The sequence below is a fragment of the Agromyces subbeticus DSM 16689 genome (assembly GCF_000421565.1).
GTDB lineage: Bacteria > Actinomycetota > Actinomycetes > Actinomycetales > Microbacteriaceae > Agromyces > Agromyces subbeticus.
The window spans coordinates 14,141-28,638 of record NZ_ATXG01000014.1 but is presented as its reverse complement, the minus strand read 5'-3'; the positions used below and the strand labels follow the sequence as shown (position 1 = coordinate 28,638).

At 70.7% G+C, this 14,498-nt stretch carries 13 protein-coding genes and 1 tRNA gene; 8 read left to right on the top strand and 6 right to left on the bottom strand.

All coding sequences use genetic code 11. The annotated features are described in order from the left end of the window. Positions 1–45 precede the first annotated feature (45 nt). Both galK and galT read right to left on the bottom strand, forming a co-directional pair. On the bottom strand, positions 46–1,197 hold the full coding sequence (gene galK / locus H521_RS0116465; RefSeq protein ID WP_022894117.1) for a galactokinase: 1,152 nt from the start codon (positions 1,195–1,197) through the stop codon (positions 46–48). Further along, positions 1,194–2,300 (bottom strand): galactose-1-phosphate uridylyltransferase, encoded by a 1,107-nt coding sequence (gene galT, locus H521_RS0116460; RefSeq protein WP_040424846.1) that lies wholly within the window; start codon positions 2,298–2,300, stop codon positions 1,194–1,196. The genes galK and galT overlap by 4 nt, the downstream gene beginning before the upstream one ends. Before the next feature lie 140 nt (positions 2,301–2,440). On the opposite strand from galT, the gene H521_RS0116455 reads away from it, so the two are divergent. Both H521_RS0116455 and H521_RS0116450 read left to right on the top strand, forming a co-directional pair. Then, positions 2,441–3,289, top strand: coding sequence for a DeoR/GlpR family DNA-binding transcription regulator (locus tag H521_RS0116455; protein ID WP_022894115.1), 849 nt, complete (start codon positions 2,441–2,443; stop codon positions 3,287–3,289). Next, the gene (locus H521_RS0116450) at positions 3,286–4,218 is read left to right on the top strand and encodes an aldose 1-epimerase family protein (RefSeq protein WP_022894114.1); all 933 of its coding nucleotides are present in this window, start codon (positions 3,286–3,288) and stop codon (positions 4,216–4,218) included. The genes H521_RS0116455 and H521_RS0116450 overlap by 4 nt, the downstream gene beginning before the upstream one ends. A gap of 132 nt (positions 4,219–4,350) precedes the next feature. Here H521_RS0116450 and H521_RS0116445 read toward each other — a convergent pair whose 3' ends face one another. Further along, a complete protein-coding gene (locus H521_RS0116445) occupies positions 4,351–5,529 on the bottom strand; it encodes a MarP family serine protease (RefSeq protein WP_022894113.1) in 1,179 nt (392 codons plus the stop codon). A 216-nt stretch (positions 5,530–5,745) separates the two neighbouring features. Further along, the gene (locus H521_RS0116440) at positions 5,746–6,411 is read right to left on the bottom strand and encodes a fasciclin domain-containing protein (protein ID WP_022894112.1); all 666 of its coding nucleotides are present in this window, start codon (positions 6,409–6,411) and stop codon (positions 5,746–5,748) included. A 350-nt stretch (positions 6,412–6,761) separates the two neighbouring features. Between H521_RS0116440 and sigK the strand changes: the two genes are divergently transcribed. The 3 genes from sigK (at position 6,762) to H521_RS0116425 (ending at position 9,346) form a co-directional block, all read left to right on the top strand. Then, positions 6,762–7,358 (top strand): ECF RNA polymerase sigma factor SigK, encoded by a 597-nt coding sequence (sigK, locus tag H521_RS0116435; protein WP_022894111.1) that lies wholly within the window; start codon positions 6,762–6,764, stop codon positions 7,356–7,358. After that, a complete protein-coding gene (locus H521_RS23915) occupies positions 7,355–8,194 on the top strand; it encodes an anti-sigma factor (RefSeq protein ID WP_022894110.1) in 840 nt (279 codons plus the stop codon). The genes sigK and H521_RS23915 overlap by 4 nt, the downstream gene beginning before the upstream one ends. A 105-nt stretch (positions 8,195–8,299) precedes the next feature. Next, a complete protein-coding gene (locus tag H521_RS0116425; protein WP_022894109.1) occupies positions 8,300–9,346 on the top strand; it encodes an LLM class F420-dependent oxidoreductase in 1,047 nt (348 codons plus the stop codon). Positions 9,347–9,576: 230 nt separating this feature from the next. Here H521_RS0116425 and H521_RS0116415 read toward each other — a convergent pair. Next, a tRNA-Lys gene (locus H521_RS0116415) sits at positions 9,577–9,649 on the bottom strand. Between the two features lie 604 nt (positions 9,650–10,253). Then, the gene (locus H521_RS25145; RefSeq protein ID WP_022894107.1) at positions 10,254–11,489 is read right to left on the bottom strand and encodes a hypothetical protein; all 1,236 of its coding nucleotides are present in this window, start codon (positions 11,487–11,489) and stop codon (positions 10,254–10,256) included. Positions 11,490–11,623: 134 nt separating this feature from the next. On the opposite strand from H521_RS25145, the gene H521_RS0116395 reads away from it, so the two are divergent. The 3 genes from H521_RS0116395 (at position 11,624) to H521_RS0116385 (ending at position 14,438) form a co-directional block, all read left to right on the top strand. Continuing rightward, entirely contained in the window at positions 11,624–13,009 is a 1,386-nt protein-coding gene (locus H521_RS0116395; protein ID WP_022894106.1) for a sensor histidine kinase, read from the top strand. Beyond that, a complete protein-coding gene (locus H521_RS0116390) occupies positions 13,006–13,689 on the top strand; it encodes a response regulator (RefSeq protein WP_022894105.1) in 684 nt (227 codons plus the stop codon). Before H521_RS0116395 ends, H521_RS0116390 begins: the two co-directional genes overlap by 4 nt. Positions 13,690–13,799: 110 nt before the next feature. Further along, positions 13,800–14,438, top strand: coding sequence for a hypothetical protein (locus tag H521_RS0116385; protein WP_022894104.1), 639 nt, complete (start codon positions 13,800–13,802; stop codon positions 14,436–14,438). Positions 14,439–14,498 lie beyond the last annotated feature (60 nt).

Genomic DNA, 14,498 nt, shown 5'->3' with positions numbered 1-14,498 from the left:
CCGGCGACCGCGCGCGAGCGCCCGGCGCGCTGAGCGCCTCGGCGCTCAGCTGTCGCGTCGCGCGCCCTGGTCGGCCTGCACGGCGAAGATGCCCGGCTCGCGATAGCCGCGCTCGGCGAACGCCGCGAGCACTTCGCGCGTCACGACCGGCACGAGAGCATCGACCATGAGCGCGATCGCCGAACCGCCGAAGCCGCCGCCGGTCATGCGCGCGCCGATGGCGCCGTTCGCCTGCGCGGTGGTCACCGCGAGATCGAGCTCGGGCACCGAGATCTCGAAGTCGTCGCGCATCGACACGTGCGAAGCATCGAGGAACGGCCCGATCGCACCGGGGCCGTGCTCGCGCAGCGTGCGCACGGTGTCGAGCACGCGCTGGTTCTCGGTGACCACGTGGCGCACCCGGCGGAAGGTCTCGTCGTCGAGCAGCTCGGCTGCGCGACCGAGATCGGCGGAACCGACATCGCGCAGCGAATCCGCGCCGAGCGCCCGCGCGCCCGCCTCGCACGAGGCGCGGCGAGCCGCGTAGCCGCCCGAGGCGTGCGCGTGCTCGACACGGGTGTCGACCACGAGCAAGGTCAGCCCGTCGGCCCGGAACCCGAGCGGGATCACATCGGCATCGAGACTCCGGCAGTCGAGGAAGACGCCGGCGTCGGCTTCGGCGAGCAGGGATGCCGCCTGGTCCATGATGCCGGTCGGGGCGCCGACCACCCGGTTCTCGGCGAGTTGGCCCACCTTCGCGAGCGTCGCCCGGTCGAGGCCGACGCCCCAGTGCTCGTCGAGGGCGAGGGCGATCGCGCTCTCGATCGCGGCAGACGAGGAGAGGCCGGCGCCGATCGGCACCTCGGAGGCGATGTAGAGGTCGACGCCCCGCGCGTGCTCGAGGTCGGCCCCGAACCGGCCGAGTGCCCACGCGACGCCGAGCGGGTAGGCCGACCAGCCGCTCAGGGCTTCGGGCGAGAGCTCGTCGAGGTGGATCGTGACGGTCTCGGTCGAGAAGCTCGAGGCGACGCGGATGACCCGGTCGTCACGGTCACCGAGTGCCACGACGGCGCGCCGGTCGATCGCGAAGGGGAACACGAAGCCGTCGTTGTAGTCGGTGTGCTCGCCGATGAGGTTGACCCGACCGGGCGCCGACCAGACGCCGGCCGGAGCTCGGCCGTACCACTCGGCGAATCCCTGGGCTGCGGTCGTCGTCATGCCTCGTCCGTTCCGATCGCGGCGCGAAGCGCCTCTGCCTGGGATTCGGGGGTGACATCCCCGATCCATGCTCCCATCGCCGCTTCCGAGCCGGCGAGGTACTTGAGCTTGTCGGCCGCCCTTCGGGGGCTCGTGAGCTGCAGCATGAGGCGCACCTCGTCGCGCCGCTCGTGCACCGGTGCCTGATGCCAGGCGGCGATGTACGGCGTCGGGGTGTCGTACAGCCGGTCGATGCCGCGGAGCAGGCGCAGGTACAGCGACGCGAGCTCGTCGCGCTCGGCGAGGGTGGTCTCGGCGAGGTCGGGCACGTGGCGATGGGGGAGCAGGTGCACCTCGATCGGCCAGCGGGCGGCGAAGGGCACGAACGCGGTCCAGTGCTCGCCGCTGAAGAGCGCGCGGGGCCCGTTGCGCTCGCGATCGAGCAGGTCGGCGAAGAGGGTCGACCCGTAGGCGTCGATCGATCCGAGCAGGCGCTCGGTGCGCGGCGTGACATACGGGTAGGAGTAGATCTGGCCGTGCGGGTGACCGAGCGTCACCCCGATCTCCTGACCGCGGTTCTCGAACGGGAACACCTGCTGCACGCCCGGGAGCGCAGAGAGAGCCGCGGTGCGCTGGGCCCACGCCTCGATCACGGTGCGCGCTCGGGAGACGGTCTGCGTGCCGAAGGAGCCCTCGTGCTCGGGGCTGAAGCAGACGACCTCGCACCGGCCGAACGACGGGTGGGTGCGCTCGAGGCCGACGCGACGCAGCTCGGTGAGGGCGTCGGCGCCCGCGGCATCCGGTGCGGCCAGTTCGGGTCCGAACGACGGCGAGCGGTTCTCGAAGACCGCGACGTCGTAGTTGCTCGGGATCTCGGATGGGTTGCCGGGTCGCTGCGGCGCGAGCGGATCGAGGTCGGCGGGCGGCAGGAACACGCGGTTCTGCCGTGCGGCGGCGATTGACACCCACTCGCCCGTGAGCGGGTCCTGACGCATCTGGGCGTTCGCCGGTCGCGGGTCGAGCACTCGTTCGTCGATGCCGCGCTCGGCCGGCAGCGTCGAGTCGGCGTCGTCGAAGTAGATGAGCTCGCGACCGTCGGCGAGCCGCGTCGACGTCACGGTGATGCGGGGGTCGACGGGGGTGGCAGAGGTCGCGCCGGCGGTGTCGTTCGAGTCGTTCACGCGCCACACCCTACGCGCCTTTCGTTTCGCAAACAACTTGGTTTCGTATTGCAAAGTTCCCGCCGAGGCCGCATGATTCCCCTATGAGTGCCACGCCCGGGATTGCCGCGTCCGCCCAGCTCGACGCGCCCCGCCGCCGCGAGCTCGCGCTCGCCCTCGTCGCCGAGCGCGGCTTCGTGCGGGTCGCCGAACTCAGCAGCGCGTTCGGCGTCACCACCGTGACGGCCCGCGCCGACCTCGACGCGCTCGAGCGAGCCGGCGGCATCCGCCGTGTCCACGGCGGCGCCGTGCCCGTCTCCTCGCCGCTCTCGGCCGAGCGCCCCGACCGTGAACCGAGCTTCGAAGAGGCGCTCGAGGCATCCGTCGAACCGAAGCGGCGCATCGGCGAACTCGCGGCCTCGCTCGTGAAGAGCGGGCAGAGCATCATCCTCGACGTGGGCACCACGACGCTGCAGGTCGCCCGCGCCCTTCGCGCTCGAGCCGACCTCGACGATCTCGTGGTCTTCACCAATGGACTCTCGATCGCGCTCGAGCTCGAGGCCGAGATCCCGCGCTTCACCGTCGTCGTCACGGGCGGCACGCTGCGGCCCAAGCAGCATTCGCTCGTGCATCCGCTCGCCGGATCGATGCTCGACGAGGTGCACGTCGACCTCGCCTTCATCGGCTGCAACGGCGTCGACCTGCAGCACGGCGTGACGAACGCGAACCTGCCGGAGGCCGCGGTGAAGTCGCTCATGCTGCGGGCCGCCGCCCGCTCGATCGCGGTCGCCGACGCGACCAAGCTCGGCGAGGTGCACCTCGGCCGCATCGCCCCCATCGACGCGTTCGATGCGCTCGTCACGGATGCCGCTGCGCCGGCGCCGATCGTCGCGGAGCTCGTCGACGCGGGGCTCGCGGTGCACTTCGCGCGAGACTCTAGAGTGGATCCATGACTCTTCCCACGGGCGAACAGTTCGTCCTCGAGACGTCGACGGCGAGCGGCGACATCCGTGCGACCATCACCGCCGTCGCCGCCAGCATCCGCACCCTCAGCATCAACGGCATCGATCTGGTGCCGCCGTACGCCGAAGACCAGGCGCCGCCCATGGGCGCGGGCACCGTGCTCGTGCCGTGGCCGAACCGCATCCGCGACGGCCGGTGGAGCCACGACGGCGTCGAGCACCAGCTCGCCATCACCGAGCCTGCACGGGCCAACGCGATCCACGGTCTGCTGCGCTATTCCGAGTACAAGCCGATCGCCCGCGAGCGCGACTCGGTGACGCTCTCCGCGACCGTGTACCCGCAGCTCGGCTACCCGTTCCTGCTCGGCACCGCCGTGCACTACGAGCTCGTCGCCGACGGACTGCGGGTCACGCACTTCGTCGAGAACCTCGGCGCGGCGCCCGCGCCCGTGGCGATCGGCACGCACCCGTACCTCAAGATCGGCGGCGTGCCCACGGCTGACCTCACGCTTCGCCTCGACGCCGCGAGCCACATCGAGGTCGACGAGCGGCTGCTGCCCACCGGCGAGGTGCCGGTCGACGGCACCGAGTGGGACTTCCGCGAGGGTCGCCGGGTCGGCGACGTGTCGCTCGACGACGCGTTCGGCGAACTCGCGAGTGAAGACGGCCAGGTGCTGCACACCCTCACCGCTCCCGACGGCCGCAGCGTCTCGATCTGGGCCGACGACGAGTTCGACTACGTGCAGGTGTACACCTCGCGCGAGTTCCCGGGTGAGGGCGGCGACGTCGCGATCGCCGTCGAGCCGATGACGGCGCCGGCCGAGGCGTTCAACTCCGGTCGTGGGCTGCGCTGGCTCGATCCCGGCGAAGAGTGGCAGCTGTCGTGGGGCATCCGCTTCGAAGGCTTCAGCGCGGAGTAGTGGCAGCGCTCGCCTTGCGGAGCAAATCCGCCTCGAAGGCTTCAGCGCGGAGTAGTGGCAGCGCTCGCCTTGCGGAGCATCCGCTTCGAGGGTTTCAGCGCGGAGTCGTGGCAGCGCTCGCCGCGACGCGCCTCAACCGACGACGCAGGCCCCGGTGTCGACGGCCGCGTCGAGGCTCGTGGCGCTGCTCGCCATCGGCGTGAGGGTCGAGGTGGGAATCGCGAACCCGACATTGTCGACGGTCTCCGACTTGGCGAAGATCACGCCGCCCACCGTTCCGTCGCCCGTGAGCACGGGGCCGCCCGAGTTGCCGTGGTCGACCTCGGCGGCGAGGGTGACCACGTCGCGCGTCGTGGTGGTTCCGGCCGTCTGGATCGTGAGCGGACCGCTCGACATGACGTTCGCGGGACGCAGCTCGAACGGACCGCCGAAGGGGTAGCCGGCGACCGCGACCTCTTGGCCCGGAGTGGCCGTCGCGAGCGCGATCGGTGGTGTCGCGAGCCCCTCGACGGCGATCATGGCGAGGTCGTTCGCCGCATCGAAGGCGACGACGCGCCCGGCGATCGCCGGCTGGCCCGGCGCCTCGATGATCGGCTCGTTCACCCCGGCGACGACGTGCGCGTTCGTCACGATGCGGTCGGGTGCCACCACGAAACCGCTGCCCGAGAGGGTCGAACCGCACTGGAACGCACTGCCGGTCACGCGAACCACGGATGCCGCGGCGCGGGCGAGCTCGGCATCGTCGACGTCGAACGTCGGCAGTGCCGGACTCTCGGTGGGACCGCCGAGCACATCGACGAGCCAGGGAATGCCCTCGCCGAGCGCCGCGGTGCGGATCTCGGCGAGCAGGGTGCGGGCCGGCGTCGGGGTGACCGCGTCGAGCGTCTGCAGCACTCGTGATCCGGCCACCGCAGGCGAGAGCACCGGCACGCCCATCGCAGACACGCCGGAACCGACGAGGGCGATCACGAAGGCGGTCACGAGCAGGTTGCCGATTCCTCCGAGCACTCGGTCGAGCACGCCGAGCTTGACCGCGCGGGCACCGTGGCGGAGCGCATGGCCCACGACGGCGCCGAGCCACGTGCCGAGGCAGAGCAGCACCACCGTGGTCGCAATGGCCGCGGGAGCCCGCCACTCGGGCCATGGCACGAGGCCGGCGACCCACGGCATGGCGAAGTAGGCGGCGATGCCGGCCGCCACGAGTCCGATGAGTCCGGCCGCGGTTCGCAGCAGGCCGGCACGCGAGCCGTTGACGACGGCGCCGATGAGAACGAGCACGAGCAACACGTCGAGCACGATGCTCCAGAGCACGTGGTCTCCTCTCGGGCGGCCTTCGGGAACCTCCAGCCTGCGGCATCCGTCTCGGAGACAGCTGAAGGCGCGCACACGCAACCGGCGGCGCGCACACGATCGGCCCGGGCACACGAACGGCCCCATCGTCGGGCTGTTCGCGTGAGTGCCGTGCTGGGCCCGGGCACACGAACGGCCCCATCGTCGGGTCGATGGGGCCGATCGTCTCAAGTGGTGCTACATGGGGGGCATCAGCACCGTGTCGATGAGGTACACCGTCGCGTTGGCGGTCTTCACGCCACCGCAGATGACCGCTGAATCGTTGACCATCAGCGCGTCACCGGAGCCGGTCACCTCGACGGCGCCGCCCTGCACCGTCGTCTGGGTGCCGACGACCTCGTCGGGCGAGAGCTGGCCGGGCACCACGTGGTACGTGAGGATCGTCGACAGCAGGGCCGCGTCGGTCTTCAGCGTTTCGATGGTGGCCGGGTCGATCTTCGCGAACGCGTCGTCGACCGGTGCGAAGACGGTGAACTCGTCACCGTTCAGCGTGCTGACCAGGTCGACTTCGGGGTTCAGCTGTCCCGAGACGGCTGCGACGAGGGTCTTCAGCAGCGGGTTGTTCGACGCGGCGACGGCGACCGGGTCGGCCGACATGCCGGCGACGGAACCGGCTCCGTCGGGAACGGCTTCGGCGTAGGCGGCGCAGCCGGGGCCGACGAGATCGGCCGCGGGGTCGACCTCCATAGGCTCTTCGCTGGGCGTGGCTTCTTCGGACATGGTGGGCTCGTCGCTCTCGGCGGTGGTGCCCCCGCCGCTACAGCCGGCGAGGCCGAGCATTGCAACGGCCGTGATCGAGAACACCGCGAGTGCGGTGCGGGTGCTGCGGGAAGTGGAACGCATCGGTCGACTCCTTCGAGGATTTCCGACCCACGTTGCGGGGCCGATGCGAGGGGTTCGGCGCCCTGTGCCGATCGGATTGGAACCGGTCCGAAATCCGTCGAGCGGTGCCGGCATCGCCCCTCCGCCTGAACTCGACCAATCGGATCGGGCCGCCGCTGCGAACCACTCGGCGACCTGAGAAAGCAGGAACCCGTGATCACCCCGACCCTCAACGGTCTCCGCAGAGGCCTCGCCCCCGGCATCTCGCGGTGCCTCCTGTCCGTGCCACCCACCACCTTCGGATGAGCCATGCCATCGAACTGGACTACCCGACCACCGTGGCCCGTACACCGAGAGGCCCCGGATCTGACATGCTGGATCGCGTGGCCGACCGCGACAGTGACCTCACTGCGCCGGCGCCCGATCCGACCGCCGAGCAACTGCTCACACGCGTCGGCGGGGGCGACCGAGCGGCGTTCAGCGCGCTCTACGACGCCACCTCTGCTCGGGTCTTCGGTCTCGTACGGCGACTCGTCGTCGACCCGGCCCAGGCCGAGGAGGTGACGCAAGACGTGTACCTCGAGATCTGGCAATCGGCACCTCGCTTCGACGCGAGCCGCGGCAATGCACTCGCGTGGATGTTCACGCTCGCCCACCGCAGGGCCGTCGACCGCATTCGTGCCTCGCAGGCCTCACGCGATCGCGACCTGCGCATCGGCGCCCGCGACCTCGACGTTCCCGTCGACACGGTCGCAGAGGCCGTCGAGATCAAGGTCGAGCACGAACGCGTGCGCACCGCACTCGGTGCACTCAGCGAACTGCAACGCGAGTGTGTTTCGCTGGCCTACTACGGCGGTCTGACCCAGAGCGAGATCGCCGACCGCCTCGAGGTGCCCCTCGGCACCGTCAAGACCCGATTGCGAGACGGCATGATCCGATTGAGAACGGCATTGGGGGTGACGACGTGACCGAGCCCGACGACCCTCGCGACGACCGCGACGAGACCCCGGCCGAGCCGCAGCCCGATTCGACCGAGGGGTTCCAGCGCCTCGCCGCCGCGCATGCCCTCGACGCCCTCGACCAGGACGACCTCGCCGCGTTCGTGCGGGCGCTCGATGCAGACCCCGAGCTGCGCGACGAGCTCGATCGCTACGCCGAGGCTGCAGCGCAGCTCGGCGCCGCCACGCTGCCCGAGGCTCCGCCACCCGCGCTGAAGGCGCGGCTCATGGCCCAGCTCGACGAGGTCCCGCAGCAGCGGCCCGACCCCGAACTCCACCTCGTACCCGATGCCGCCAGTGCGCCCGCGGCCTCCGAAGCGCGCCCCGGCCCGGCCGAGCAGGCGGCGCGACGCCGCTGGTTCCAGCGACCCGGCGCCGTCATCGCGGTCGCGGCTGCATCGGTCGCGCTCGTCACCGGAGCCATCGTCGGCGTCGGCTGGTCGGGTCCGAACGGATGGGGCGCGCAGCGCGAGATGGCGGCGATCGCCGAGGCGCCCGATGTGCAGACGGTGACGCACGAGGTCGAGGGCGGGGGAGCGATCACCCTGTACTGGTCGGCCGATCAGGCGCGCTCCGGCGTCGTCGTCGAGGGCCTCCCTGACGTCGGTGACGACGAGACCTACGAGCTCTGGTACATCGACGAGGCCGGTGCGCAGTCGGCCGGAACGTTCGATGTGCGAGGTGACGAGACCTGGCGGGTGCTCGACGGCTCCTTCGCCCCGGGCGTCGCCGTGGGCGTCACCGTCGAGCCGGCGGGCGGTTCGCCGCAACCCACGACGGATCCCATCGTCGTCATCGCGACGTAGTCGAACACCGACAACGGATGCTGCACCGTTGCAGCCCCTCGGTTATGGTCTGAGTGCTCGGGGCCGTTCGGCGGCCCCATCACCACACACGACGAGGAGTGACGGATGCGCGTCGGAATGTTCCTGAACTACGCAGGCGGGTTCCGCGAGGTCGCCGACGAGGTCGTCGAGCTCGAGCAGGCTGGTGTCGACCTGATCGCCGTACCCGAGGCGTACTCCTTCGACGCGGTGAGCCAGCTCGGCTTCCTCGCCGCACGCACCTCGACGATCACGCTGGCATCGGGCATCCTGCAGCTCTACACGCGCACGCCCACGCTCACGGCGATGACCGCGGCGGGTCTCGACTTCGTCTCCGACGGTCGGTTCGAACTCGGCATCGGGGCATCCGGCCCACAGGTCATCGAGGGATTCCACGGCGTGCCGTACGACGCGCCGCTCGGCCGCACGCGCGAGCTCGTCGACATCTGCCGCATGGTCTGGCGTCGCGAGCCAGTGGTGCACGACGGGCGGCGCTATCGCATTCCGCTGCCCGAGGGCGAGGGCGAGGGCACCGGTCTCGGCAAACCCCTGAAGCTCATCAACCACCCGGTGCGCGAGCGCATCCCGATCACGATCGCGTCGCTCGGCCTGAAGTCGGTCGAGCAGACCGCCGAGATCGCCGACGGCTGGCTGCCGATGTTCTTCCACCCCGAGCGCGCAGCGGGCGTCTGGGGCGACGCGCTCGCCGCGGGTGCGACGAAGCGCTCGGCCGATCTGGCCCCCCTCGACGTGTTCGCGAGCCCGGCACTGGCGATCACCGAGCACCCAGAGCAGGTGCTGCCGCTCGTGAAGCCGCAGCTCGCCCTTTACGTCGGCGGCATGGGCGCCCGCGGCAAGAACTTCTACAACGAGCTCATCGCGAACTACGGCTTCGAGGCCGAGGCTGCGTTGATCCAAGACCTCTACCTCGAGGGTCGCAAAGACGAGGCGATCGCCGCCGTGCCCGACGAGCTCGTGCGGGCGGTCTCGCTCATCGGTCCCGCCTCGTACGTCGCGGAGCGGGTCGCCGCGTTCGCCGACGCCGGGGTCACGACGCTCGCGGTGACACCGCTCGCTCGCAGCTCGGCCGAACGCGTCGCACTGATGTCGGGGTTCCGTTCGCTCGTCGGGTGACCTCGGCCGCGACATCCGCTTGCGTCGTCTCGACGAACCGCCGATTTGCGAGCGTGAACGGTGCACGCCGATTCGCCGATCTCCTCTGGCGCATCGCCGTGGAGCAGGTCTACGTTGAGACCATGCACACGGTGCCGTGGGCATGAGGGACACCTGGGGAGGAGCCGCCATGGCGGGAACCAGCTCGAACGCCCGCCGAGGCGGTGCCCCGAGACGGCTGAAGAAGAGGGTAGGCCCCGTCGGGCTCGAACCGACGACCCGCGGATTAAAAGTCCGCTGCTCTACCAACTGAGCTAGAGGCCCGTCGAACCAGAATAGCTTGCTTGAGCGTGTGTGCGGTGCCAGGACGGTCCGTGTCGGCCGGCAGTCATAGGCTCGCCTCATGACCACGGGCACGGTGCTCGGCTCGGCCGTTTCAGCAGCGGCTTCGATCCACCGTTTCTTGTCGTTCTTCTGGGAGGTGCTGGTGAAGACGTGTTCGAGCTGTCGACGCAGCCTCATTCTCGCGGAGTTCAATCTGCGCACTGCGGCGCCTGATGGACGGCAATCCGTGTGCCGGGGCTGCAACAAAGCACGTGCACGGCGGTACTACGCTGACAACCTGATTCGCCACCGGAAGGCGGTCGCCACGCAGGTCGCAAAGACCCGCGCGGCGCACCTCGAGCGCATCGGCGCCTATCTGCTCGCCAATCCATGTGTCGATTGCGGTGAGGCAGACCTCCGGGTGCTCGACTTCGATCACCGAGCCGAAGTGGAGAAGACGGCCGAGGTAATGAAGTTAGCGAAGGCGGCCTACTCGTGGAAGCGTGTGAGCGAGGAGATCGCGAAATGTGATGTGCGTTGTCGAAACTGCCACGCAAAGATCACCTATGAGCGAATGGGCAATGACTGGCGGAGTCGCATGCAATCACAGAGCACTGCGGGTGCCGGCTCGGGCCGCGCTCGACACGCCGTCGCGAGCCCGCCAGGCGACGTATGCGCTGACGGCGAGGGCGAGCATCGGGCCCCAGAACCAGAGCGGCAGCACGAGGTTCACCAAGAGAGCGTCGGCGGGTGAATCGGCCGGTCCGACCGTCGTCATCAGCATGGGCACCGCAGCGACGCAGAGGATCCCGGCGGCGGTGAACCCCGGAACAGCCGCCACCGCGACTGGAACCGAGCGGCCGCCGATGCGCGGCATCCAGCGCGGGAACACACGACCCCACGGCAGGATGAGTCCGAGGGTGAGCAGGCAGGCGGCCGCGGCCCCACCGCCGAGAACGAGCCCGGTGGCAAGGGTGGCCGGGTCCAGGTCGTCACTGCTCGGGCCGAAGAGCGGCCACGGCGTCAACCAGCTCGCCCGAGCCACGAGGTACGGCAGCGGCCCGGCAGCGGCGAGCAGCGTGATGCTCCGGCGGTGGCGCACGAGCCAGGCCTCGAACCGGCCGGATCCGACTGAGCGAAGCACGATGATCGCGATGGCGCTCCACAGCAGTGTCGACACGAGACCGAGGCCGACGAGCGAGAACACACCGGAGCCGGCGACGAGGGCTCTGCCGGTGTTCACGGCGAAGCCTGTGACGGCGTCGACCGTGAGTCCCGCCCACATGAAGGCGACCGCGAGCAGCGCGAGAAGCAGCACGAGCAGGGCAGAGCCGAGTCGTGGAGCCCGCCAGAGCAGGACGAGGATCGTGACCGGACCCGCCACGACGGCGAGCGCCCCGAAGAGATAGCCGGCGATCGCGATGGTCGACATGCTGCCGAACAGGAAGGCGAAGGCGAGGGCCAGCACCGCTGCAGCGCTGCCGACGACCAAGCGCCGGGCGAGATCGGGGCGAATGGTCAGGGCCGTGCCGAGTGCGATTCCCGTGACCCCGACGACGAGGGCCAGCAGCGCGGCGGCCGCCGCGTCGAGGAGTGTGTCCGCGAGACTCGTGGCGGTGGCCGTCGTGGCGAAGGGGCTCGACTCCGGCGTCGTGAGCCAGACGATCGCGAGTCCGGTGACGGCCGCCGAGCTGATGAGCGCGCCGATGGCGAGCGTCCGCGTGCGCCGCTCCGATCGTCGGCCGCGCTCGAGGTTCGACTGCCGCGCTGCGGTTGCGCCGTTGGGCGAGCGTCCGTCTCCGGACCGCGTGCGGTCAGCGGATCGTTCGATGGAGGTCATGCGTCCTGGCTCCTCTGCGTGTTTGTGCGCCCTGATGGGGCCTGTTCGGCCAGCGTCCCAGCGCCCGCGATCGACCGCCTCACCCCGACGGGTGAGGCGCGGGCGCTCTCGTGGCAGGTAGCGTGAGCGGCGAAATGGTTGCCAGCTCGCGTTCCTCCACTCCGTCGCCGACCTCGCCAGGCGGGCCGCTGGGCGAGCCGTCGCCGGGCGAGCCGCCGGAGGGCGACGCCGCGCACACGCGGTCGTCTCGCTCGCGGCTCGCACCGTCGCTCGCCGACGTGGTCTGGGCGGTCGCGATCGCGGCGGCGCTGCTGCCGATCACCGTGGTCGAGGTGCTTCGTGCGGTGCAGGAGAAGGGCGATGGTACGTGGGCTCTCGTGGTCATCGCTCTCTTCATCGCATTGCACATCGGGACGGCACTGCGCCGGCGCGCACCGTTCGCGGGCCTCGTGATCGCTTCGGCGATCATGCTCGCGCTCGTCGGCGCCAGCCTGCCGGGCACTCCCGCCGTCGCGGTGCTGGTGCCGAGCAGCGTCGTGTACCTCGTCTTCGTGTTCACCGCGGCCACGAGCGGTGCCCGTCGTGCCGATATCGCCGTGCTCGTGTTCGGGCTCGGCGGCGCGGCGATGATCACCGTCGTGGCGATCGCCCACGGCGGAGCTGCCTCGATGCGTCCCGAGCCGGGGGTCCTGATCGCGCTCGCCGGATTCCTCGTCGCCTCGATCGGGGCGGCCTGGGCGCTCGGGCGGTACCGGCTCGAGTTCACGCGCACGCGCGCCGCCAGGGAACTCGCCCGGGAGCAGGCTGCCGAGCTCCGGGCACGACAGGAACGCGAAGCCGCGGCCGACGACCGTCGCCGACTCGGCCGCGAGCTGCACGACGTCATCTCCCATTCGCTCGCCGTCATGGTCGCCCAGGCCGAGGCCTCGAGGCTGCTCCTCGGGCGCGACGAGGCGAAGGCGCGCACGGCGATCGAGCACGTCGTCTCGACCGGTCGTAATGCGATGGCCGACATGCGCGGGCTCGTCTCCGTGCTCGCCGAGTCGAACCCCGGCGCTCCGGGCGATGACGCCGCGCTCGCCGCCCGGCAGCCGAGCCCCGACCTCGCCGACTTGCAGCATCTCGTCGCTCGTGCGTCGGGAGCAGGCCGCACCGTGGACTTCGCCGAGCTGGGCAGTCCGCATCCAGTCAGCCCCGGCGTCGGCCTCACGGTGTACCGGGTCGTGCAGGAATCGCTCACGAACACCCTGAAGCACACGACGGCACCCGGCCGAAGCGAGGTGCACCTCGAATGGAGCGACCGCGCACTCGTCGTCACCGTCGACGACGACGGCGGCTCGGGCGCAACGACTCCGCACGCGCCGACGACGTCGCCCGGCGGTGGCCGCGGCATCCGAGGCATGCGCGACCGCGTCGAGCAGCGCGGCGGCAGCCTCGAGACCGGCCCCCTCGGCGTCGGGCCCGGGTGGCGCACCCGCGCCACCCTTCCGCTGGCACCCGTCGACGGGCAGTCGCAGTGACTGCCGCCGACATGTCAGCGCCGGCGCGCATCCGCGTGGCCATCGCCGACGACCAGGCGCTGATCCGCTCGGCGGTCGCGGTGATGATCGAGGCGCACGACGACCTCGAGCTCGTCGTGGTCGCGGCCGACGGAACCGAGCTGCTCGAGTCGGCGCGCGCCCACCGGCTCGACGTGGTGCTGATGGACATCAGGATGCCGCGGCTCGACGGCATCGAGACGACGCGCCGCCTCATGGCCGATCAACCCGGCACCCGGGTGCTGATCCTCACCACCTACGACCTCGACGACTACGTGTTCGCCGCGATCCGCGCCGGCGCCGGCGGCTTCCTCACGAAAGACGCCTCGAGTGACGAGATCGCCGCAGCGATCAGGGCCGTGCACGTGGGCGATGCGGTGCTCGCGCCTCGGGCGACCGCGAGCCTGCTGGACTTCGTGGCGCGGGCACCGGCCCCGCATGACGCCGAGCAGCTGCTCGAGGGGCTCACTCCGCGCGAGCGGGAGGTGCTGATGCTGCTGATCACCGGCGCCTCGAACGAGCAGGTCGCCGAACGCCTCTACTTGACCGGCAACACCGTGAAGACCCACGTGCGCTCGATCCTCGGCAAGCTCGACCTGCCCGATCGGGTGCATGTCGTGATCTGGGCCTTCGAGCACGGCATTGCCGGCGCCCGTTCGTGACCTCCGGCCCTGGCAGACGGCGCCGGGCATCGAGCGATGTGCTGCACCCAGAACAGGGCACACGACCGCTCTTCGACAGCTCCCGGAGAAGGCGGGTAAGGTGTGCGGCGATGGCTTCAGATTTCACTCGCCCCACCAAGTTCCCGCCCGGCATGTTCGAGGGCTTCCAGGGAGCGGAAGACCCCGCGCACCTCAGCAGGGTCGCCCACGACACGGCGGCCGCCGTGCTCTCGCGGGTCCGCGCCGACCCCGATCCCGATGTCGTCGGCCGGCTCGTCTCGTACACCGACGAGCACGGCATCGACGCGATCGCCGAACTCTGGTCGAGGGCGTCGGCCAAGAGCCTGCCCGGCGCGCTCTGGCGCGTCTACCTCCTGCGCACGCTCATCCGGCAGGATCCGCTGAGCCTCAGCCTCGCGTTCCAGCGCGGCACCGAGGTGTCGCACACGATCGACCAGGTCGTCGCCGGCGCCCCGGTTCCCGCCGGAGCCGACGAGGTCCGTGACCTCGCCGACCGCATCCTGCGCGGCCTGTTCACCGGAGACTTCGCGGTCGCGCTCGAACGGGCCGCGGCGTTCGCGAGAGTGGCGGCGGCAGGCTCGGCGAGTCTCGCCGACGACGCCGACGCGAGCGATTCCGTGCACGCCGATCGCTCCTCGGCGCTCACCACCCGCGCCTACCGCCTCACCGAGCTCGCCGACGAGCTCTCCTCGTGCGCGCGACTCTGGCGACGCGACGCGCTCGACTGAACATCGCCGGCGGGCGGGAATGAAACCCCACCCGACCTCGTTTACAATTGACGTGGCCGG